This window comes from Segnochrobactrum spirostomi (assembly GCF_009600605.1).
In the GTDB taxonomy this organism is placed as follows: Bacteria; Pseudomonadota; Alphaproteobacteria; order Rhizobiales; family Segnochrobactraceae; genus Segnochrobactrum; species Segnochrobactrum spirostomi.
Window position 1 is genome coordinate 729,231 of sequence record NZ_VWNA01000001.1, and the last position, 21,650, is coordinate 750,880.

Annotated in this window: 16 protein-coding genes and 1 riboswitch; of the genes, 12 read left to right on the top strand and 4 right to left on the bottom strand. The window is 66.8% G+C overall.

Annotation, left to right across the window (positions count from 1 at the left end; all coding sequences use genetic code 11):
• Window positions 1-73: 73 nt before the first annotated feature.
• Entirely contained in the window at window positions 74-436 is a 363-nt protein-coding gene (locus F0357_RS25420; protein WP_376767778.1) for an FAD-dependent oxidoreductase, read from the top strand.
• On the top strand, window positions 433-1,713 hold the full coding sequence (locus F0357_RS03345) for an FAD-dependent monooxygenase (protein ID WP_376767779.1): 1,281 nt from the start codon (window positions 433-435) through the stop codon (window positions 1,711-1,713). Before F0357_RS25420 ends, F0357_RS03345 begins: the two co-directional genes overlap by 4 nt.
• A gap of 7 nt (window positions 1,714-1,720) precedes the next feature.
• On the opposite strand, the gene F0357_RS03350 is transcribed toward F0357_RS03345, so the two are convergent.
• Complete coding sequence (locus F0357_RS03350; protein WP_208948196.1) at window positions 1,721-3,388, bottom strand: mechanosensitive ion channel family protein; 1,668 nt, start codon at window positions 3,386-3,388, stop codon at window positions 1,721-1,723.
• 135 nt (window positions 3,389-3,523) lie between these two features.
• Window positions 3,524-3,791, top strand: a riboswitch (cobalamin riboswitch).
• A gap of 36 nt (window positions 3,792-3,827) precedes the next feature.
• Between F0357_RS03350 and F0357_RS03355 the strand changes: the two genes are divergently transcribed.
• The 4 genes from F0357_RS03355 (at window position 3,828) to F0357_RS03370 (ending at window position 8,448) form a co-directional block, all read left to right on the top strand.
• Window positions 3,828-4,505 carry an energy-coupling factor ABC transporter permease gene (locus F0357_RS03355; RefSeq protein WP_153478735.1) on the top strand — a complete coding sequence of 226 codons (678 nt, stop codon included), beginning with the start codon at window positions 3,828-3,830 and terminating at the stop codon, window positions 4,503-4,505.
• 382 nt (window positions 4,506-4,887) lie between these two features.
• The gene (locus F0357_RS03360) at window positions 4,888-6,174 is read left to right on the top strand and encodes a paraquat-inducible protein A (protein ID WP_153478738.1); all 1,287 of its coding nucleotides are present in this window, start codon (window positions 4,888-4,890) and stop codon (window positions 6,172-6,174) included.
• Between the two features lie 85 nt (window positions 6,175-6,259).
• Window positions 6,260-7,879, top strand: a complete 1,620-nt coding sequence (locus F0357_RS03365) for a PqiB family protein (RefSeq protein WP_208948198.1) — start codon at window positions 6,260-6,262, stop codon at window positions 7,877-7,879.
• Complete coding sequence (locus F0357_RS03370) at window positions 7,879-8,448, top strand: PqiC family protein (protein WP_153478742.1); 570 nt, start codon at window positions 7,879-7,881, stop codon at window positions 8,446-8,448. The genes F0357_RS03365 and F0357_RS03370 overlap by 1 nt, the downstream gene beginning before the upstream one ends.
• A 12-nt stretch (window positions 8,449-8,460) precedes the next feature.
• On the opposite strand, the gene F0357_RS03375 is transcribed toward F0357_RS03370, so the two are convergent.
• Window positions 8,461-9,138 carry a TetR/AcrR family transcriptional regulator gene (locus tag F0357_RS03375; RefSeq protein ID WP_208948199.1) on the bottom strand — a complete coding sequence of 226 codons (678 nt, stop codon included), beginning with the start codon at window positions 9,136-9,138 and terminating at the stop codon, window positions 8,461-8,463.
• Between the two features lie 417 nt (window positions 9,139-9,555).
• Here F0357_RS03375 and F0357_RS03380 point away from each other — a divergent pair, with 417 nt between their 5' ends.
• From F0357_RS03380 to aguB, 3 genes are all read left to right on the top strand, one after another.
• Window positions 9,556-10,608, top strand: a complete 1,053-nt coding sequence (locus F0357_RS03380; RefSeq protein WP_208948200.1) for an HlyD family secretion protein — start codon at window positions 9,556-9,558, stop codon at window positions 10,606-10,608.
• A gap of 102 nt (window positions 10,609-10,710) precedes the next feature.
• Entirely contained in the window at window positions 10,711-12,318 is a 1,608-nt protein-coding gene (locus tag F0357_RS03385) for a DHA2 family efflux MFS transporter permease subunit (protein ID WP_153478749.1), read from the top strand.
• 234 nt (window positions 12,319-12,552) lie between these two features.
• Window positions 12,553-13,431, top strand: a complete 879-nt coding sequence (gene aguB, locus F0357_RS03390; RefSeq protein ID WP_153478751.1) for an N-carbamoylputrescine amidase — start codon at window positions 12,553-12,555, stop codon at window positions 13,429-13,431.
• Between the two features lie 12 nt (window positions 13,432-13,443).
• Here aguB and F0357_RS03395 read toward each other — a convergent pair whose 3' ends face one another.
• Complete coding sequence (locus tag F0357_RS03395) at window positions 13,444-14,607, bottom strand: cyclic nucleotide-gated ion channel (protein ID WP_208948201.1); 1,164 nt, start codon at window positions 14,605-14,607, stop codon at window positions 13,444-13,446.
• Between the two features lie 237 nt (window positions 14,608-14,844).
• Between F0357_RS03395 and argE the strand changes: the two genes are divergently transcribed.
• From argE to F0357_RS03410, 3 genes are all read left to right on the top strand, one after another.
• Window positions 14,845-15,996 (top strand): acetylornithine deacetylase, encoded by a 1,152-nt coding sequence (gene argE / locus F0357_RS03400; RefSeq protein ID WP_153478756.1) that lies wholly within the window; start codon window positions 14,845-14,847, stop codon window positions 15,994-15,996.
• Between the two features lie 171 nt (window positions 15,997-16,167).
• Window positions 16,168-17,316 (top strand): efflux RND transporter periplasmic adaptor subunit, encoded by a 1,149-nt coding sequence (locus tag F0357_RS03405; protein WP_153478758.1) that lies wholly within the window; start codon window positions 16,168-16,170, stop codon window positions 17,314-17,316.
• A gap of 43 nt (window positions 17,317-17,359) precedes the next feature.
• Window positions 17,360-20,437: an efflux RND transporter permease subunit gene (locus F0357_RS03410; protein WP_153478760.1), complete on the top strand. Its 3,078-nt coding sequence runs from the start codon at window positions 17,360-17,362 to the stop codon at window positions 20,435-20,437.
• Between the two features lie 682 nt (window positions 20,438-21,119).
• On the opposite strand, the gene F0357_RS03415 is transcribed toward F0357_RS03410, so the two are convergent.
• A complete protein-coding gene (locus F0357_RS03415) occupies window positions 21,120-21,494 on the bottom strand; it encodes a hypothetical protein (protein ID WP_153478762.1) in 375 nt (124 codons plus the stop codon).
• Window positions 21,495-21,650 lie beyond the last annotated feature (156 nt).

Sequence of the window (21,650 nt, forward strand, 5' to 3'; positions counted from 1 at the left end):
ATTGCCAGCACCGCCCGCAGTGGCCACAAAGGAGCCGGGCGCAGCGACGCCGGGCGATGCGGAGGGGTGACCGATGGACGTTCTCGTGGTGGGCGCCGGTCCCGTCGGGCTCGTGATGGCGGCGGAGCTCCGGCGGCACGGCGCGACGGTGCGCATCGTCGACAAGCGGGCGGAGCCCCTGCCCTATTGCCGGGCGATCGGGGTCACCCCGCGCACCCTCGAGGTCTACGAGGATATGGGCATCGCCCGAGCGATGGTCGAAGCCGGGCTCTGGCTCGATGGCGTGCGCATCGAGATCGCCGGCATGCCGAACCGGACGCTGACCGCCGATTTCTCCGACCTGCCGTTCGGCAATCTCGGCCTGCCGCAACCCGAGACCGAGCGCATCCTGACCGAGCACCTCGCCCGCCTCGGCGTCGCGGTCGAGCGGGGGTGAGCTTCGTCTCCCTCGATCAGGGAACGGACGGCGTGCGCGTCCGCCTCGCCCGGGCGGATGGAACCGAGGAGACCGCCGAGGCGGCCTACGTGGTCGGCTGCGACGGAGCCCACAGCGCGGTGCGCCGCGCCCTCGGCATCGCCTTCGAGGGCGACGCCTTCCCCTATCCCTTCATGCTGGGCGACGTGCGGCTCGATTGGCCGGCGGGCAGCGCGCTGGAGCGCGGCCACGCGCTCAGGGCCATCGTCCTCCACGACGACGCGCCACCGGACCTCTTCGTCGCGGTGCCCCTGCCGGAGCACGACCGCTACCGGGTGTCGATGATGGCGGAGGCCGACGCCGAGGACGAGGCGGCGGACGGCGTCGCCCACGGCCTCCAGACCGACCGCCTGGGCGTCCCTCTTGCCGCACTCCAGGCGGTGGCGGGCCGGATCATGGCAAGCCCGCCCGTGCTCTCCGACCTGCGCTGGTCGTCGCGCTTCCGCATCTCGATGCGGCTCGCGGCGCGCTACCGGGACAGCCGCGTCTTCATCGCCGGCGATGCCACCCACATCCATCCCCCGACCGGCGGCCAGGGCATGAACACCGGCATCCAGGATGCCTACAACCTCGCCTGGAAGCTCGCCCTCGTCCTCGCCGGACGTGCCGACGCCGCCCTGCTCGACACCTACGAGGCGGAGCGCCGGCCGGTGGCGCGCGACGTCATCGCCCGCACCACCGAGGAGAGCGTCAATTTCGGCCGGCCGCGCACCCCGCCGCACCGGCTCGCGGATACCCAGCTTCTCGTCACCTATCGCGGCCGGGCCGGCCTCGCCGACCACGGTGAAGCGGCGCCGGAGGATGCGCCCCGAGCGGGCGACCGCGCGCCCGACGCCCACGGCCTGCACCGACGCGGCGTCGGCTTCCCGCTGCGCCTGTTCGACCTGACGCGCGGCACGGAACATGTGCTCCTCGTCGCCGCCGAGCCGGACCCGGCGACCCTCGCCGCGCTCGAGGCCGATGCCGCGGCGCTCCGGGCGATCGGGCTGCCGCTGCGCCTCGTCGCCGTCGCCCCCGCGAGCGCGTTCGCGTCCGTCGAGGGAGCGCCCGCGTCCGTCGCCCCGATGCCGTTCGGCGTCACGCTCGTCCACGATGCGGAGGGCGCGTTCGCAGCCGCCTACCGGACGACGCCCGGCGCCGCCTTCCTCGTCCGCCCGGACGGCTACCTCGCCTTTACCGCGCGGCCCTACGAGCGCGCCGCCCTTGAAGCCGCCCTCGCTGCAATCGCGGCCCGCTGATATCCGTTCAGGCCGTTGCCGGCACCACCGGCGGCGGCACAGCCAGATGTAGGCCGGCGGCCTCGATCCTGGCGAGCGTCCTCAGAATCAGGCCTTCCTGAATGAGCCCGAAGGTCGTGGAATCGACGCCGGGAATTCCGCCGGACATCTGGATCTGGATCGTTCCACCCGCGAGCCCCACGATGCTGACGCGCGGCGAACCCGGGCACTTTTCGATCGCCTCTTCCGTCTCCAAGAGCCCGCGCAGGTCCGTGAGCAGCGCATTGAGGGCCTCGACGCGCGTGTCGGCCCGGAGCGCGAGTGTCTGGCGGAAGTGGAATTTATCCCGCGCCGAACCATTGGTGATGTGCATCTTGGCGAGGTCGCTGTTCGGCACCGTGATCAGCGCGCCGTCGGACGCGCGGATGCGGCTCGAGCGTGGGCCGATCGCCTCCACGGTCCCGGCGCCGCTGCCGAACGAGATGGAGTCGCCGATGCGGAACGGCCGGTCGGCGAAGATCGAGAGACCGCCGAACAGGTTCTCGATGGTCGATTGCGAGGCGAGCGCCACCGCGATACCGCCGACGCCGAGACCGGCGACGAGCCCGAGCGCCGGGATACCGATGTCGTTCGCGCCATAGACGAGAATTGCCCCGACCGACAGCAGCGCCGCGAGCCGCGCGGCGAGGCGCAGGAGGTGGGCATCGTAGCTGTTGTCCGGAATCTTCGGCGAGGCGATGATCGCTTCGACGATCAGGAAGCAGCCGATCCAGGCCGCCCAGGCCCCGACCGCGTAATGGATGATCGAGGCGACGATGCTCTCGCCGACCGCCAATCTGCCGGACGGCACGACCTGGATGATGACGAGCGTCTCGGCAGCGGTGAAAAGCAGGAACAGGACCGCGGGCACGGAGATCCGCCAGACGAGCCTGCCCACATGGCCGGCCGCACCGGCCCTCCGGCTCGCGAACGAGCCCCATAGCGACGCGAGGACGAAGGTCACGGCGATCGCTGCGACGATCACCAGGGTCTTCCAAATCGGCGTGTCGAGCACGATGGACCGCAGCGGGCCGGGCACGGCACGAACCCAGCTATCCGGAATCAGCGGACCGGTAAAATTGGCCTGGATCTCGTTGAAATTCGGAAAGAGCGCTGGGCGCAGCGGCGAACGGCTCGCGATCTCGGCATAGTAGGTCTTCAGATTCTCGATGGTATCTGCGGTGAAGAGATAGTCCCCGGCCTGGGGACCCGTCGTTTGCCGGGCAATCTCGATCTCGGTGCCGGGGATGCGCCATTTGTCGGGCAGCTTTCCCCAATCACGGCCCGGCGCCCCGGGAATGGATGCCGGATCGACGAGCGGCAGGCGCACGAGAATATCCGAGAGATAGGCGATGGCCGCGTTCCCGGTCCGCGCGCGGGCGGCTGGCGGCACGTTGCCGAGGTCCAGGAGGCGGCGCGTCCGGGTCGCCGCGCTGCGCAAGACCAAGGCCTCCTTCACCGACTTCGCAGCCTCGTAGCCCTTGAAGAGGGCCTGAAGATCGTCCGAAGCCCTGAGGAAGGACTGATAGGTCGCGCTCGGGCTCGAGCGGTCGAGCGGCTCGAGGAGATCCGACGTCGCGTCCGCCGCGAAGACCGGAGCCGTCCAGGCCGCCGCCACCGAGCCGAGGATCACCGAGAGAACAAGACGAATCAGCATCTTAGTCAAAGATGGCACCTTCTGCGAACGCGGCGGACCTGAGTTGCGCATCGCCGACACGGGGAACGGACCGCCGAATCCGGCACGGACGCCGGGTCGGGTCGGCCTCGCCTTGACGGACGATGCGCGATGGCGCCTCATGGAAGCGCACATGGTTTCCGGCCCGCGACAGCGCGCGCCGGAATGAAACGGGAATGGGGTAAAGCGGGCCCGTGACCGTCCGGCACGTCCGGAACGGCACACGAGTCATTGTCGCCGAAGCCCTGACCGCCCCCGCGACTGTATGCGGCGAGCGATCCGCCGAAGCGCCACTGGCCGATGTTCTCGATGAGGCAGCGGCTGGGAAGGCGGCGGAAAGCAACGACCCGCGAGTCAGGAGACCGGCCATGGGCGTGTGTTCAATCTCGGCCGTCGGGTGAGGCGGCACAGGAGGAAAATCATGCATATCGAACCCGGTCTCGTCGATGCGGGCAAAATTTGGCTGAGCTATGTCACCGGCGCGGGTGCAGGCCTTTATGCGCTGAAGCTCGCCGGCGACGCGGCGAAAGAGCGCGGCCTCGCCTCGCTCGTGGCGCGCACGGCCGCGACCACCGCCCTCGTCTTCTCGTTCTTCGAGATCCTGCCGCATTATCCGGTGGGCGTTTCCGAGGTGCACCTGATCCTCGGCTCGACGCTGTTCCTCGTCTTCGGCGCCGCGCCGGCGGCCCTCGGACTCGCCTTCGGTCTCCTCGTCCAGGGCCTGTTCTTCGCCCCGTTCGACCTGCCCCAATACGGCATGAACGTGACAACACTGCTGGTGCCGCTGTTCGGCCTTTCGGCGCTCGCCGGCCGGATCATCGCGCCCAAGACGCCCTACGTGGACCTGAAATATCGGCAGGCCCTCGCGCTCTCGACCGCCTATCAGGCCGGCATCGTGGCCTGGGTCGGCTTCTGGGCCTTCTACGGCCGCGGCTTCACGGCGGAGAACGCGACGTCGATCGTCTCGTTCGGCGGTGCTTACATGCTCGTCATCATCGTCGAGCCGCTTGTTGATCTCGGCGTGCTCGCCGTGGCCAAGCTCGCTGCCCGCTTCAAGGCGAACCCGCTGTTCGAGCGCCGCCTCTACGAAGCGGCCTGAGCAGGGCTCCCGAACGCCCCCGCGCGCAAGCGCGGGGGCGACCTCGCCGGCCTCGATCCCGCGTCGCCCGATCGAACTTTTGTTCCTTTTCGACCACACCCTGCCGTCCTTTCGACGGAAATGGCGTGGCAACTCCGCCGCGCCTGTTCGCGGACCTCACGCTGGGTTAAAACGAACGTGATCCGCTGGACCGGATGAGGCTCCCCCGTTCGCGGCAACGAAACTGACGGACCCGCTCGTGCCCTGGCGCAACGCCCCCGCATCTTCCCATGCTCTCGACGCCGGGTGGCCCGCCCGTGGCGCGTGAGGAGGATGTGAGCGACGTCATCGACGATCTCGAAGCGCTGGTGCCCGCCGCTACGGGGCCGATCGCGCTGCGCGAATGCCGCGATTGCGGCCTGATCCATCAGGTGCCCCCCTGCAACTCGGCGAGAGCGCACGCTGCGAACGCTGCGGCGCGACCATGGTGCGTGCCCGCACCAACCCGATCGACCGTTCGCTGGCCTTCGTGATCGCGGCGATCGCGATGTTCGGCCTCGCGCTGTTCACACCGTTCCTGTCGATCTCGATGAGCGGCCAGGAGGTCAGCGCCGAGATCGTGACGGGGTCGATCGAACTCGACTTGCAGGGATTCTGGGAACTCGGGCTGCTCGTGGCGATCACCACGCTGTTCGCGCCAGTGATTCGCCTCGCCTCCTCGACCTACGTGCTGTTGGCGTTGCGTCTGCCCCGACCGCCGCACCATCTTGCCGCGGTCTTCCGCTGGAACATCCTGCTTAGGCCTTGGTCGATGATCGAGGTCTATCTCATTGCGGTGTTCGTCGCCTACGCGAAGCTCATCGACCTGGCGCAGATCGAGATCGGCATCGCCATGTTCGCGTTCGCCGCGGTGATGGTGACGATGTCCGCCGCGGATATGGCGCTCGAACCGGACGCGGTGTGGGCCGCGATCGATCGGCGCGAGCATGCCCACCGCACCTTGCCGGTCGATGTCAATTCCGCTCACCTCGTCGGCTGCGAATGCTGTGGCCTTGTTTCAGAGGCGGCGGATCACGATGCCCACTGCCCGCGCTGCGGCGCGCCGCTGCATCACCGCAAGCCCGACAGCCTCGCGCGCACCTGGGCGCTCGTGATCGCGGCAATCATCCTCTACATCCCGGCCAACGTCTATCCGGTGATGACGGTCGTCTCCCTGGGCAACAAAATGCCGGCGACGATTCTGGGCGGTGTCGTCGAGCTCATCCAGGCCGGCATGTGGCCGCTCGCGCTCCTCGTCTTCTTCGCGAGCGTCACGGTGCCGGTCCTCAAGCTGCTCGGTCTCATCGCGCTCCTCATCTCGACCTATCGCGGCCGGAGCCACGGCCTGCGCGACCGTTCGCGGCTCTATCGCATCATCGAGGTCATCGGCCGCTGGTCGATGATCGACGTCTTCATGATCTCGATCCTCGTCGGCGTCGTGCGGCTCGGCAACATCGCGACGATCGAGCCAGGCCTCGGCGCCGTCTCCTTCGCGGGCGTGGTCATCGTGACGATGATCGCCGCCGAATGCTTCGATCCGCGCCTGATGTGGGACGCCGCCGGGCAGAATCCCCACGCGGCGGCGCGCACTGCCCATGCCGAAGACCCGAATACTCCGACCCTTGCGTTGAACGGCCACGCCTATGACTGATGAAATCCCTCCCCGCGGTGCGGCCCCCACCCTCGCCCAGGCCAAGGTTCAACGCAGACGCCGCCGGATTTCGCCGATCTGGTTCGTGCCCGTCCTCGCCGCTTTGATCGCCGGCTTCCTCGCCTGGCACACGATGCAGAAGGAGGGGCCGGTCATCACCATCCGCTTCACCAACGCGAGCGGCATCGAAATCGGCAAGACGCCGATCAAGTTCAAGGATGTGAAGCTCGGGGTGGTGAGCGACATCGCCCTCGCCGACGATCTCCGGGGCGTCGTCATCTCGGCGCAGATGACGCGGGAGGCCGACCGCCTGCTGACGAACCATGCGCGCTTCTGGGTCGTCTCGCCGCACGCCAGCCTGACCCAGATCTCGGGGCTCGATACGCTCCTATCCGGCGCCTACATCGCGATCGACCCGGGCGCTCAGGGCGGCGAGACGAAGCACAAGTTCATCGGCCTCTCTCAGGCCCCGATCGTCCAGTCCGACGTGACCGGCACCACCTACATCGTCAACGCCGAACGGCTCGGATCGCTCAATGCCGGCTCGCCGGTGTTCTTCCGCGATTTCCCGGTCGGTCACGTGCTCGGCTACGACGCGAGCGACCTCGACAAGGGCGTTGCGCTCCAGGTCTTCGTGCGCTCCCCGTACGACCGCTATGTCCGCAAGGGCTCGAATTTCTGGAATGCCTCGGGCATCGGCATCAAGTTCGGGGCCGAAGGCGTCGAGTTGCAGATCGAATCCCTCGAGGCCGTGCTCGCCGGCGGCATCGCTTTCGACACGCCGCAGAACGCGGAGAAGACCGATGTCGCCGCAGCGGACACCAAGTTCCAGCTCTACAAGAACCAGGCCGATGCGGATGCGGCGCACTATCACCGCCGCATCTCCTTCGTGTCCTACTTCGAAGGATCGTGGGTCAGCGGCCTCGGCCAGGGATCGCCGGTCGAGATCTACGGCATCCAGGTCGGACGCGTGACGTCCGTGTCGCTGGGCTATCAGCGCAACAAGGGCAAATTCCGGGTCCCCGTCTATTTCGATATCGAGCCCGGTCGCATCGGCCTTCCCGAGGAGGAAATCACCGACGCGGACCTCGAACGCAACGTCAAGCTGATGATCGACCGCGGGCTGCGCACCCAGCTCCGCGCCAACAACATCCTGACGGGCCAGCAGGTTCTCGCGCTCGACTTCTTCCCCAACGCTCCGCCGAAGGACACCTACCGCGAGGGCGATTCGCTGGTGATGCCGTCGATGCCGGCCCAGATCGAGGGCTTCGCCCGCTCGGCGACCGACATCATGAACAAGATCTCGGCGCTTCCGTTCGCCGAAATCGGCGAGAACCTCAACAAGCTCCTGAAGAATACGGACGCGCTCGTCAGCTCGCCCGATCTTCAGCAGTCGATCGCCAGCCTGAAGAGCACCCTCCTCGGCGTGCAGTCCTTCATGAAGGCGATGGAAGAGGACCTGACCCCGGCGCTGAAGAAGCTCCCCGAGCTGTCCGACGACCTTCAGGCCATCCTGAAGCAGGGCACGAAGCTCGCCACCTCGATCGACAGCGCCTACGGCAGCAATTCCCGCTTCCAGCGCGATCTCGATCGCACCATGCTCCAGGTCAACGATGCGGTGCGGTCGATCCGCGTCGTGGCGGACCTGCTCAGCGCCCACCCGGAGGCGCTCATTCTCGGCCGTTCGGGCAAAGGATCAAACTGATGCCGCCGCGTTTCCGCGCCCCGCTCCTGATTGCCGGCAGCCTCGCGCTCGCCCTCGCCGGCTGCGCTTCGCCGGACCCGAAGCTCTACACCCTGTCCCAGGTTGCGGGGCCGGTGCAGACCAAGGCACCGACCCGCATCGAGGTGCGCTCCGTTTCGATCGCGCGCTATCTCGACCGGCCGCAGGTGGTCCGTTCGACGAGCAACAACCAGATCGCCATCGGCGGCAACGAGCGCTGGGGCGACCCGCTCGGCTCGATGGTGTCGCGCATCGTCGCGGAAAATCTCGGCCAGCGCCTGCCGAAGGCGGTCGTCTTCAACGGCGACAGCGCGCTTTCGGTCACGCCGAACGCGCTCGTCGAGATCGACATCCAGCGCATGGATCTCGACCATTCGGGCTCGGTGGTGCTGGCGGCGCAGATCGCCGTGTCGCGCGGCAACGGCACGCCCGCTGTCAAGACGGTGCGCTACGAGGTGCGTCCGGCCTCGACGGATACGAAGGACCTCGTCCGTGCCATGAGCACGGCGCTCGGCCAGCTCTCCGACGCCATCGTGCAGATGCTGGGCTGATGGCAACCGCCGTCAGCGTGCCTCGACCCGGTAGAGCTTGAGGAAGAGTTCGACCGTCCGCTCGGCGTGGCGCCGGATTTCGTCGACTGGCGGCCGGTCGATGACCGCAAAAAGCATCTGCCTCAGATGCGCCGCTTGCGTCATCGAGAGGAGTTGCAGGGCCGCGAATTCGGGATCGTCGATGGCGAGCGTGCCCCGCTCCGTCTGCCCCTTCAGGTAGCTCGCGAGCCGCTCGATCCCGATCTGCGGTCCTGCGGCGTAGGTCATGCGCCCGATCTCAGGGAACGCTTCGGAGGCCGCGATCACCATGCGGACGACCGAAATGTGCTCGGGCCGCGTGATCTTCCACAAAAGCGCTGACGCATATTCGACCAGCGTCTCGCGGACATCCTCATGCGGGTCGAGTTCGAAGCTGCCGCATTCCGGCAGCTCCTTCTTGAGATCCGCGATGAGCGCGGCGAACAGCGCTTCCTTGTGCTCGAAATAGACGTAGAGCGTCGGCTTCGACACGCCCGCTTCGACGGCGATGTCGTTCATGCTCGCCCGGTCGTAGCCCTCGCGGGTGAAGACGCGCCGTGCCGCTTCGAGGATGCGCCGACGCTTCTCCTCCTGGTGCTCCTGCCGCGTGCGCCGCTGGGCACGCACCGCGACGGCGCTCCCCTCCGGTCGGACTTTGGGACTTGCGGTCACTTTTTCGGTCCTTCGCAGGCGGGCGCCGGGAACCCCGGGGCGCTCGCCGTCTTCTTTTTGCGTTCCGATTCCCGGTCGAGGATATCGCTTTTTGCAGCGCACCATACCCTTGCCATCGGCTCTGGGAAGGAGTAGAGACTTTACCACACGGTTTAGTCAACACTTTCCTCCGCCGGAATCGAGATCATGAGCGAAGCGCCTCAGGACGCCTTGCGGGCCGCCGATTTGACCCGCGAAGAGCCCTCTTCGGAGCCCCCTGCGGCCCGAGGACACGGCGATGCGCGCCGCGGCCCCGCGCCAGCGGGTCCCGCTCAGCCCTCCCCTGCGCCGGCAACGCCCGCACCCGCCGCTGGCGCGGCTGCGGCGAACGCGGCCGCGCCGACCAAGTCGAAGTCGAAGGCGCGCAAGATTCTCGGTGTGATCGTTCTGCTCGGGCTCGGCGGCGCCGGCTGGTGGGGCTACAATTATTGGACGGTCGGCCGTTTCCACGTCGAAACCGACGACGCCTATGTCCAGGCCGACATCACCCACCTGTCGGCGAAGGTGTCCGGCTACGTGAGCGCGCTGCCGGTCGAGGAGAACACCCCGGTCAAAGCCGGTGACCTCATCGCGAAGATCGACGACGCCGACTACAAGGTCGCACTCGATTCCGCGAAGGCGAAGGTCGATTCCGCGCGGGCGACGATCGCCCGCATCGGTTCACAGATCAACGCGCAGGAAGCCCTGATCGATCAGGCCAAGGCGCAGGTCGAATCCGCGGACGCCGAACTCACCCGCGCCACCAACGACTTCAACCGCGCCCAGACCCTGATGAAGGGCCCGGCCGGGATGCAGAAGACGCTCGACGACGCGACCACCGACCTTTCCAAGGCGAAGGCGGCGCTGCTGTCGGCGAAGGCGCAGGTCGCCTCGGCCCAAGGTCAGCGCGACGTCATGGTCGCCCAGAAGCTCGAGGCCGAGCGTCAGCTCGCCTCGGACGAGACTGCCGTCCGGCAGGCCGAACTCGACCTCGGCCACACCGAGATCCGTGCCCCCGTGGACGGCGTGTTCGGCAACAAGGCGATCAATCTCGGCGGCTACGTGCAGCCGGGCACCCGCATCGGCGCTCTCGTTCCGAGCGGGGCCTATTATGTCGAGGCGAACTTCAAGGAGACCCAGCTCGGCGCGATCAAGCCGGGTCTCCAGGCGACCGTTTCGGTCGACGCGCTCGACGGCAATGCGCTGCACGGGACGGTGAGGAGCATCTCGCCGGGCTCCGGGGCCACCTTCAGCCTGCTGCCGCCCGATAACGCCACCGGCAACTTCACCAAGATCACCCAGCGCGTGCCGGTGCGCATCGCAATCACGCCGAGCGACGAGACGAACGCGATGCTGCGTCCGGGACTCTCGGTGATCGTGACGGTCGACACCCGCGAAGGCGGGCCGGGGGCCGCGAACGCCGCGCCCGCCCCGGCGAAGCCGACGCCCTGACGGCGCCGACTCTGCCCCGTCCGAGATGAGCGCCGGCGCAGTCGCGCGCCGGCCGGTGCGATCGGCCCGATCCCACGTTGACGCCAACCCGCCTGTGACTCGATGAGCAGCGCCTCTCCTCCCGCCGCATCGGCCGGCCACGCCGCCCCGGGCATCGCCCCGGGCGCGCCCGCGGACGAGCGCATCGATCCGAAGCGGCTCATCGCCTTCATGGCGATGTCGTTCGGGATGTTCATGGCGCTGCTCGACATCCAGGTCGTCTCGGCCTCCCTGAGCGACATCCAGGCCGGCCTCTCCGCGAGCACCGACGAGATGTCGTGGGTGCAGACGAGCTATCTCATCGCCGAAGTGGTGATGATCCCGCTCTCGGGTTTCCTCGGTCGCGTGCTGTCGACGCGCTGGCTGTTCGCGCTCTCCGCCGGCGGTTTCACGATCACCAGCATCATGTGCGGCTTCGCGACGAACATCTCGGAGATGATCGTCTTCCGCGCGCTCCAGGGCTTCCTCGGCGGCGCGATGATCCCGAGCGTGTTCGCCGCGTCCTTCACGATTTTCCCGCGCTCCAAGCGCGCCGCAGTGCAGCCTGTCGTCGGCCTGATCGCGACGCTCGCCCCCACCATCGGCCCGACCGTCGGCGGCTACCTGACCGAGATCCAGTCCTGGCACTGGCTGTTCTTCATCAACATCATCCCCGGCATCGCGGTGACGATCGCCGCGATCAGCCTGATCGATTTCGACGAGCCCAACCTCGCGCTGATGAAGCGATTCGATTGGTGGGGCCTGATCTATATGGCCCTTTTCCTCTGCAGCCTCGAATATGTGCTGGAGGAAGGGGCGCGCAACGACTGGTTCCAGGACGAGAGCATCGTCCTCTTCACCATCCTGACCGGCGTCGGAGCGGTCGCCTTCTTCTACCGGGTGGCGACGGGTCCGGAACCAATCGTCGACATGACGGCGTTCAAGAACCGCAATTTCGCGGTCGGTTGCCTGTTCTCCTTCACGCTCGGTATCGGCCTCTACGGGCTAACCTACATCTATCCGCTCTTCCTCGGGCAGGTGCGTGGCTACACGTCGATGATGATCGGCGAAACCATGTTCCTCTCCGGCCTCTGCATGTTCCTCACGGCTCCCATCGCCGGCCGTCTTTCCGCCAAGGCCGACCCGCGCATCATGCTCGCGATCGGGTTCGTCGGCTTCGCTATCTCGTGCTGGCTGATGACCAAGATGACGTCGGACTGGGACTTCTGGGAATTGGCGCTGCCTCAGGTGTTCCGCGGCGTGTCGCTGATGCTGTGCATCATCCCGATCAACAACATCGCGCTCGGCACGCTGTCGCCGGTGCAGATGAAGGGCGGTTCGGGCCTCTACAACCTGATGCGCAACATGGGCGGCGCCTTCGGTCTCGCCGGCATCAACACGCTCATCAACAAGCGCTGGGACCTGCACATCGCGCGGCTCCACGAGTCGATCAGCGACGCGAACTACCAGGTCAAGGCCTGGCACGCGACGATGACCCAGCATTTCGCCGATCTCGGCCCCGACGCGCAGACCGCGGCACTGAAGCGGCTGAGCACGCTCGCCCGCGGTCAGGCCTACGTCATGTCGCTCGCGGACATCTTCCTGATGCTCGCGGCGATCTTCATCGTGCTTCTGCCGATGGTCTTTCTGTTCCGCCGCCCGCGGGCGGGCGGAGGCGGCGGCGGGCATTGACCCGACCGTCCAACGCGATTGCCGCCTGCGGCGGCATCAAGAGCGCCGTCCGGACGTTCGGACGGAGCGGGGTCGAGGGGCAGCGCGGCGAGTAGGTCTCGCGTCCGCCGCGCGCCCCTCGCCCGGCCTAACCCGCGGCGGAACGCCCCCGATGCCGCCCCCGATCGGCCGCGAGACCGTGCCCATCCGCCGTGCTATGGCTCCGCTTCGATCGAGGCTGGAGCACCACGAGACATGCGCACCGTCACCGTCGCCGCCACGCAAATGGCCTGCACCGAAGACGCCCGGCACAATATCGAGACGGCCGAGCGCCTCGTCCGGAAAGCCCATGCCGTCGGCGCCCAGATCGTGCTGATCCAGGAGCTCTTCGAGACGCTCTATTTCTGCCAAGACCAAATCGGCGACTTCTTCGCGCTCGCGGCGCCGTTCGAGAGCAACCCGCTGATCGCCCATTTCGCGCGCCTTGCCGCCGAACTGAAGGTGGTCCTGCCCGTCTCGTTCTTCGAGCGCGCGGGACGGGCCTATTTCAACAGCGTGGCGATCGTGGACGCCGACGGTCGCGTGCTCGGCCTCTATCGCAAGAGCCACATCCCAGACGGACCGGGCTACACCGAGAAATATTATTTCTCGCCCGGCGATACCGGCTTTCGGGTCTGGGACACGGCCTACGGCCGCATCGGCGTCGGCATTTGCTGGGATCAATGGTTCCCCGAGGCCGCGCGCGCCATGGCCCTCGCGGGCGCGGAGCTGCTGTTCTATCCGACCGCCATCGGCTCCGAGCCGCAGGACCCGACGATCGATAGCGCCGCCCACTGGCAGCGCGTGATGCAGGGACACGCCGGCGCCAACATGGTGCCGGTGATCGCCTCCAACCGCATCGGCACCGAGCGGGGCCGCAAGGGCACGGCGCTGACCTTCTACGGTTCCTCCTTCATCGCCGACCAGACCGGCGCGAAGGTCGCCGAGGCGGACCGAGCAAGCGAGACGGTGCTCACCCATCGCTTCGATCTCGACGCGATCGCGGCGAGCCGCGCCGCGTGGGGCCTGTTCCGCGACCGCCGGCCCGAGCTCTACCGGCCGCTTCTGAGCCTCGACGGAACGGCGCCGGCCTGAGCCGGCGCCCTTTCACTCGTCTCCATCTCCGGAGACGTCGGGCTGATAGCGCCCCGGCTGAGCCAGCGAGCGCACCCGCGCCGCCAGAATCGGGCGGCGCGCCATGAGCGCGGCGAGATCGCGCTCGGGGATGACGACGATCCGCGTCCGGTTCAGTGCGCGGACGATCACCGCGGATTTCTCCCCGCCGAACGCCGCCGGCCCCCCGAAGCAGTCGCCGTCCTTGAGCGGAATGCCGCCGCTCTCCGTCTCGACTTCGACCTCGCCCAGCGCGATCACGTAGAGGCTGAGCGCATCGTCGCCTCGGCGCAGGACGTGGTTGCCGGAATCGTAGGAGTGCGCCCGGGCGACCGAAAGCACCTCGGCCATCGTGCCGGTATCGAGGCCGGAGAACAGCGGCAGCCGCGACAGCGTCGCCCAATTGAGCAGGAAGCCGCGGCGGCGGATCACCTCGTTGAACGAGGTCGCGACGATAGCGACCGGCAGGGCGAGCACGATGAGGCCGAGCACCATCGTCGCCGCGGCGATGACCCGGCCGCCGGCGGTGATCGGGATGACGTCGCCGTAGCCGACGGTGGTGATGGTCTCCATCGCCCACCACATGGAGAGCGGAATGGAGCCGAACTGGGCGGGCTGCACGCCGCCCTCCACCTCGTACATGATCGTCGCGGCGACCACGACGACCGTCATGAGCACGACGAGGCTCGCGAACAGCGTGTGCCGCTCGGCATAGATCGCCTCAAACAGCGACATGATGCCCGTCGAATAGCGCAGCAGCTTGAAGAAGCGCAGCAGCCGCAGCAGCGTCACCGTGCGCAGATCGTAGCCTGTCAGGGCGACGAGGAAGAACGGTAGCACGGCGATGAGATCGATCACCCCATCGAAGCTCAGCATATAGTTGAGCCTGGCGCGAAGGTGCGTCATGCCGGCGCGCCGCGGATCTTCGACGCAGACCCAGATCCGCAAGACATATTCGATGAGGAAGATCGTGGTGGAGACGACACCGACGCGGCTTGCCGAATTGCTCCACCGCTGTTGGATCGACGGCACCGTGTCGAGGATCGAGAGAACGACCGTCAGGATGATGAGGCCGATGATGCCGAAATGGAACGCGCGGCCGATGACGTCGCGCTGATCGTCCCCCTCCAGAATCTCGTAGACGCGCCGACGCCGCACCGCCGCACTCCCAAGCATCATGGAAAGCCACGCACCTCTGAAGACCCGCCGCATCTGACGGGGCGGCCCGGTCGACGTCAACGGATTCTCACGCTCTCCCCATTCGCCGGCGCGAAGAGTGAGCCCTGGGGCTTGCCAGCGGCCGCGATGTCGGCCTTTTCTGGGAGGCTCGAACTTCCCAAGCAATCCTCGCCGGCCCTCCGACGCTCGGAGCGGCCGCCCAGGCCGGACCCGTTCATGATCGACAGCGCCATCGCCTTGCTCGAACGTCTCGTCGCCTTCGACACGACGAGCCGGTACACGAACCTGCCGCTGCTCGATTGGGTCGAAACGCTCCTCACCGCCCACGGCTTCCGCATTGAGCGCCTCTATGACGAGAGCGGCACCAAGGCGAACCTGTTCGCGACCATCGGGCCGGAGGGCGTGCCGGGCTATGTCCTGTCGGGCCACACCGACGTGGTGCCTGTCGACGGGCAGGATTGGTCGACGCCGCCGTTCACGCTGACCCGCAAGGACGGCCTGCTCTACGGGCGCGGCGCGGCCGACATGAAGGGCTTTCTCGCGGTCTGCCTCGCCAAGGTGCCGGCGATCGCCGCGGCGCGGCTCAACCGCCCGATCCACCTCGCCTTCTCCTATGACGAGGAGGTCGGCTGCACCGGCGTGCGCAGCCTCGTCGCCGACCTGCGCGACCGGCCGATCAAGCCCATCGCCTGCTTCGTCGGCGAGCCGACCAGCATGCAGGTGATCGTCGCCCACAAGGCGAAATACAATTTCCGCGCCACGGTGAAGGGCAAGCCCTGCCATTCGTCGCTCGCGCCCCAGGGCGTGAACGCGATCGATTATGCGGCGCGCCTCATTGTTTTCCTGCGCGAACTCGGTCTCAAGGTCGCCGAAGGGCCGCGCGATCCGCTCTACGACGTGCCCTTCACCACCGTCCACACCGGCCTCATCTCCGGCGGCACCGCGCTCAACATCGTGCCGGAGTGCTGCGAGGTGACGTTCGAGTTCCGCTCGCTGCCACAGGCCGACAGCGAGTCCCTGGTACAGGAGATCCGCCGCTTCGCCTGCGAGGCGCTCGAGCCGGAAATGAAGGCGATCGCGCCCGAAACCGGCATCGACATCGACCTCTACAATTTCGCGCCGGGCCTCGACACACCCGTCGACGCCGAGGTGACGCAGCTCGCCAAGCGCTTCGCCGGCCGCAACGACCACGCCAAGGTCGCCTATGCGACCGAAGCCTGCCTGTTCTCCGAGGCCGAGATTCCGACCGTTGTGGTCGGGCCGGGCTCGATCGAGCAGGCCCACAAGCCGGACGAGTTCATCGCCGTCTCCGAACTCGAGAAGGCCCTCATGTTCGTCGATCGGCTGATCGCCCACAGCTCGGACTGAGCGCCGCCGGCACCGGCGAGACGCATACCTCGCCGTAAAGTCATTGCACCGGGGCCCCTCGAGGGCGTGACGGGGACGTTTTTCGGCCTACATAGGCGGAATGGCGGTGCGGGACAGGCTCGGCCCCGGACCGCCCGCTTTTTCGTCCTCGTCGAGACCCCGGGAGCCCCCATGCGTCCTTCCGTCGTCGCGATCGCCGCCCTCTGCGTGCTGGGAGCCGGCGCCTACGCCTATGTGAGCGGTGCCCTGCCCGTCGCCGTGAGCCGCCCAATCGACGGCGCCCTCGCGGCGTTGAACGGCTCTGGGACGGTGCCCGTCGAAGCCGCGCCGAAGACCCGCGCCAAGCCGCGGCCGATCCCCGTCGAGGTCGCGGTCGCGAAGACGGCGACGCCGCGTACCGAGATCCAGTCGATCGGGTCGATCCAGGCCGACGAGGCGGTCGCGGTGGCGGCCGAGCAGGAAGGCCGGATCGTCGCGATCGACTTCACCGAAGGCGAGGCGGTCAAAGCCGGCGCCCTCCTCGTCAAGCTCGACGACAGCCTCCTCGCCGCCCAGGTCGACGACCTCAAGGCCCGGCTCACCCTCGCCGAACAGAACTATGAACGGGCGAACACCCTGTCCGGCAGTGGCGCCGGCACCGTGCGTGCCCGCGACGAGGCGCGCTCCGGCCTCATCATCGCCCAGGCGGCGGTGAACCTCCTGCAATCGCGCCTCGACAAGACCTCGATCCGCGCCCCCTTCGACGGCATCATGGGGCTGCGCTCGGTCTCGGTCGGCGCCTTCCTCAAAGTCGGCGACGTCATCGCCTCGATCGACAAGATCGACCAGGTGAAGGTCGATTTCAGCGTGCCCGAGAAGGACCTCGCCGCGCTGTCCGTCGGCTTGCCCGTCGAGGTCGCGGTCGATGCCTATCCGGGCCGCGTCTTCACCGGCGAAATCTATGCGATCGCGCCGCAGATCGACGTCAATGGCCGGGCGGTCCGCGTGCGCGGACGGCTGCCCAACCCGGACGGCTTGCTGCGGCCCGGCCTGTTCGCGCGCGTGACGGTGGTCGGCGAGGGCCGCGACAGCATCGTCATGGTGCCGGAGGCGGCGATCGTGCCCCGCGGCGTCGATCACCTCGTCTACCGCGTCGCCGACGGCACGGCGGCCGAAAGCAAGGTGACCCTCGGCCGGCGGGCCGACGGCATGGTGGAGATCCTGTCCGGCGTCGCGGCCGGCGACGTGGTGGTGACCGCCGGCCAGACGCGGCTCGGCAAGGGCACACCCGTCGAGACGGTGGGCGCCGACGGGCATCCGATCGTGCCGACCGAAAGCTGACGCCGCCCTTGTCGCCCGTCCCGCACGCCCGGAGAGCCGGCCCATGAAGCTGTCCGAGATCTGCATCGAGCGGCCCGTCTTCGCGACGGTCTTGAGCCTCATCCTGGTCCTCGTCGGCGTCGTCGCCTACGAGCGCCTCACCGTGCGGGAATATCCGGCGATCGACGAACCGACGGTGTCGGTGACGACGACCTATTCCGGCGCCTCGGCGCGGATCATCGAAAGCCAGGTGACGCAGGTCCTCGAAGGCTCGATCGCCGGCATCGAGGGCATCGACGTCCTGCAATCGACGAGCCGCTCGGAGCAGAGCCGCATCACGGTGCGCTTCCGCCTCGGCATCGATCCCGACGTCGCCGCCTCCGACGTGCGCGACCGGGTCAGCCGGGTGCGCGCGCGCCTGCCCGACGAGATCGACGAGCCGGTCATCGCCAAGGTCGAGGCGGACGCCCAGCCGATCATGTTCCTCGCCTTCCGCTCGCAGACGATCGATCCCCTCGCCCTCACCGACTTCGTCGACCGCAACGTCGTCGACCGCCTGAAGACGCTGCTCGGCGTCGCCGACGTGCAGATCTTCGGCGAGCGGCAATATGCGATGCGGGTGTGGGTGGATCGGGCGAAGCTCGCCGCCTACGATCTGACGGTGCAGGACATCGAGGACGCCATCCGCGCCCAGAACGTCGAGCTGCCGTCGGGCCGCATCGAGAGCACCGATCGCGAGTTCTCGATCCTGTCGCGGACCGGCCTGACGACGCCGGAGGAGTTCGCAGCGATCGTGGTGAAGGTCGCCGGCGGCCATCAGGTGCGCCTGGGCGACGTCGCCACCATCAGCCTCGGTGCCCGCGACGAGCGCCGGGCGAGCCGCTACGACGGACAGAACGCCGTCGCCGTCGGCATCATAAAGCAGGCGACCGCCAACCCGCTCGACGTCTCCAATGCCGTGCGCGCCGCCTTGCCGGAGATCGAAGCGAGCCTGCCGGCGGGCGTCTCGGTCACCATCGGCAACGATCAGGCCGTGTTCATCGACCGCTCCATCGAGGCGGTCTACCACACCATCGGCGAGGCGATCGTGCTCGTCGTCCTGGTGATCTTCTTCTTCCTGCGCACGCTGCGCGCCTCGATCATCCCGGTCGTCACCATCCCCGTCTCGCTGATCGCGACCTTCACGCTGATGTATGCGGCGGGCTTCTCCATCAACACGCTGACCCTGCTCGCCATGGTGCTCGCGATCGGCCTCGTCGTGGACGACGCCATCGTGGTGCTCGAGAACATCTTCCGCCACGTCGAGGAGGGCCTGAGCCCGAAGGCGGCCGCCATCAAGGGCGCCGGCGAGATCGGCTTCGCCGTGATCGCGATGACGCTGACGCTCGCCGCCGTCTATGCGCCGGTCGCCTTCGCGCCGGGACGGACCGGCCGGCTCTTCCTGGAGTTCGCGCTGACGCTCGCCGGCGCAGTGCTGATCTCGGGCTTCGTCGCCTTGACGCTGACGCCGATGATGTGCGCCCGCCTGTTACGCCACGAGACGAAGCCGAACCTCTTTTTCCGCGTCCTCGAAGGCGCCTTCCGCGCGGTCGAGCGCGGCTACGGCCGGGCGCTCGGGGGCGCACTGCGGCTGCGTGTCCTCGTGGTGCTCGGGGCCGTCGCCGTCGCGGCGCTCGGCGGCTATTTCCTGACGCATCTGAAGTCCGAGCTGTCGCCGACCGAGGACCGCGGGACCGTGTCCGCCTTCGGCACGGCGCCGGAGGGCGCCTCGATCGCCTATACCGAGCGCTACGCCAAGGAACTGGAGAAGATCCTCGCGGGCGTGCCGGAGATCCGCGGCTTCCTCACCGTGATCGGCTTCCCGCAATCGACCAACCTGGTCGCCTACGCGAACTTGGTCGATTGGGCCGACCGCACCCGCTCGCAGCAGGAGATCGTCGCCGCCCTCGCCCCCAAGGTCTCGCGCATTCCGGGCATGCGCATCTTCGTCTCGAACCCGCCCTCGCTCGGCCAGCGCGGGTTCGGCAAGCCGGTGCAGCTCGTCGTCGAGACGACCGGCACCTACGAGGACCTCAATGCGGTGATGGACCGCCTCGTCGCCCGCGCCGGCGAAAATCCCGGGCTCGTGGGCGTCGAATCCGACCTCAAGCTCAACACGCCGGAGATCACAATTTCGCTCGACCGCCAGAAGGTCGCCGATCTCGGGCTCGACGTCTCGGTGGTCGGCCGGACCCTCGAATCGATGCTCGGCGGCCGGCAGGTCACGCGGTTCGAGCGCGACGGCGAGCAATACGACGTCATGGTGCAGCTCGCCGACGCCGACCGCACCAGCCCCGAGACGTTGCGGGAGATCTATGTGCGCGCGCCGAACGGCGCGATGGTGCAGCTCGGCAACGTGGTGCGCATCGAGGAGACGGTGGCGCCGCGCGAACTCACCCGCTTCAACCAGCTCCGCTCGGCGACGCTCGAGGCGAACCTCGCCCCCGGCTACACCATGGGCGAGGCGGTGGCCGCCCTGAACCGTCTCGCGGCCGAGGTGCTGCCGGACACCTACCGCACCGATTATGCGGGGCAGAGCCGCGAGTTCCTCGCCTCCGGCCAGAGCCTCGTCTTCGTCTTCCTGCTCGCGATCGTGTTCATCTATCTGGTGCTCGCGGCGCAGTTCGAAAGCTTCGTCGATCCGATCGTGATCCTCGTCACCGTGCCGCTGTCGATGACCGGCGCGCTCGCCGCGTTGAGCCTGACGGGCGGCACCCTCAACGTCTATTCCCAGATCGGGCTCATCACCCTCGTCGGCCTCATCACCAAACACGGCATCCTGATCGTGGAATTCTCCCACCAACTGGAGGCCGAGGGCCGCGAACGACGCGCCGCCATCGTCGAGGCGGCGACGCTCAGGCTGCGTCCGATCCTGATGACCACGGGGGCGATGGTGCTCGGCGCCCTGCCTCTCGCGCTGGCGACGGGAGCCGGTGCGGAAAGCCGTCAGCAGATCGGCTGGGTCATCGTCGGCGGCATGAGCTTCGGAACGCTGCTCACCCTGTTCGTGGTGCCGGCGGTGCTCACGTTCCTCGCCGGGCGGAAGGCCAAGGCCGAAGCGGGCCATGCCGCGACGCCAGCCCCGCTTCCGGCAGGAGAGTAGGCGCGGCGGGACGCGGGCGAGGCCGGTCAGCCGATACTCGGCAGCCGGTTGAGGCCGAACAAATGCATCTCAGTCGGCAGATATCGCTGCTCCATCTCGCGCACCATCGTCAGAAGCAATCGGTATGCTACCCGCTCGAGTTTCAACCAGATAAGCACACTTGAGGGAAGTATATATCGCATGTATAGATTCATAAGATAAATGTCATCCCCCAACAATCTCGCTTTATCGAGCAAAAGTGGAGCTTCTTGATAATACGCCTCAATAACACACCGGCGCTTGGGATCCAAGGCGACGTATCTATCGCGCAATCTGCGCATCATTGCCAGCTCAAAGCAATCATCGGGCAGGCCTATCAATCGACATGAGACGGTCGTCACGATGCACGGACGTGTATCGCTGCCCCCCGGCATAGGCCGTCCCGCTTAGCTGCCCGGCTCATTTCATACCCTTGCTCCGCGGCTTTCATCGCCTCGGGGAAACCTCTAAAATTACCTCCAATGACCGCACAGACCTGATCGTTATACAGAAACTCAATCTTAAATTCATGCAGCACAGAGAACCCACTCGCCGCAGAGCGGAATGCCTCGGGATCAGTGCTTCGCATACTTTCGTCAGACACAATCTCAATTTTTCCGGAAACCGGATTCCCGTCTAAATATATTATAAAACTCAAGTTCGATTAATCCCTGGCCTCACCTTTATATCCGTTATAAAAATCGGCAATTCTTGCTAGAAGTCCCACACTCCCAGCAGTAAAGGAAAAAACATCGCCGCCAGTAGGGGATGTGAATTTATTGAATACAAACGCCTCCCATTCAGATCTGTCAATTTTACCAGAATTTTGAAGATCACTATCAAGATACAATATAGACGCACTTACATACACGTCATAGAAATTTTCTGTAAACTTGAATGCACAAGATCCCACCTCGGAAAAATTTGACGGGCACTCTGGAAGACCAGCATCCTGCTGGTCAGCAATCGCTGCCGATCCAGGTAAAAGGGACGCTCCAGCAAAAAATGCTACAGCCCCGACGAAACGGCGCCTCAACATGCTGCCCCCCAACATTAATCTATATTCGCCGAAATTATTCTCCCCATAATGACAACGCAAGTATGAACATGGAATTTTGTTACACGAGCGACATCATTGAACGCACCGATCGTGCGATCCTGTCGATGAGCATCCAATTCGCCTAATCGCGTTTCG

Bases quoted from the DNA above. Each gene is read 5' to 3' on its own strand.
- aguB (WP_153478751.1), top strand. From the start codon at position 12,553: ATGCGCACCGTCACCGTCGCCGCCACGCAAATGGCCTGCACCGAAGAC.
- F0357_RS03350 (WP_208948196.1), bottom strand. From the start codon at position 3,388: ATGCTGATTCGTCTTGTTCTCTCGGTGATCCTCGGCTCGGTGGCGGCG.
- F0357_RS03385 (WP_153478749.1), top strand. From the start codon at position 10,711: ATGAGCAGCGCCTCTCCTCCCGCCGCATCGGCCGGCCACGCCGCCCCG.
- argE (WP_153478756.1), top strand. From the start codon at position 14,845: ATGATCGACAGCGCCATCGCCTTGCTCGAACGTCTCGTCGCCTTCGAC.
- F0357_RS03360 (WP_153478738.1), top strand. From the start codon at position 4,888: ATGCCGCGATTGCGGCCTGATCCATCAGGTGCCCCCCTGCAACTCGGC.
- F0357_RS03415 (WP_153478762.1), bottom strand. From the start codon at position 21,494: ATGTTGAGGCGCCGTTTCGTCGGGGCTGTAGCATTTTTTGCTGGAGCG.
- F0357_RS03355 (WP_153478735.1), top strand. From the start codon at position 3,828: ATGCATATCGAACCCGGTCTCGTCGATGCGGGCAAAATTTGGCTGAGC.
- F0357_RS03405 (WP_153478758.1), top strand. From the start codon at position 16,168: ATGCGTCCTTCCGTCGTCGCGATCGCCGCCCTCTGCGTGCTGGGAGCC.
- F0357_RS25420 (WP_376767778.1), top strand. From the start codon at position 74: ATGGACGTTCTCGTGGTGGGCGCCGGTCCCGTCGGGCTCGTGATGGCG.
- F0357_RS03410 (WP_153478760.1), top strand. From the start codon at position 17,360: ATGAAGCTGTCCGAGATCTGCATCGAGCGGCCCGTCTTCGCGACGGTC.
- F0357_RS03370 (WP_153478742.1), top strand. From the start codon at position 7,879: ATGCCGCCGCGTTTCCGCGCCCCGCTCCTGATTGCCGGCAGCCTCGCG.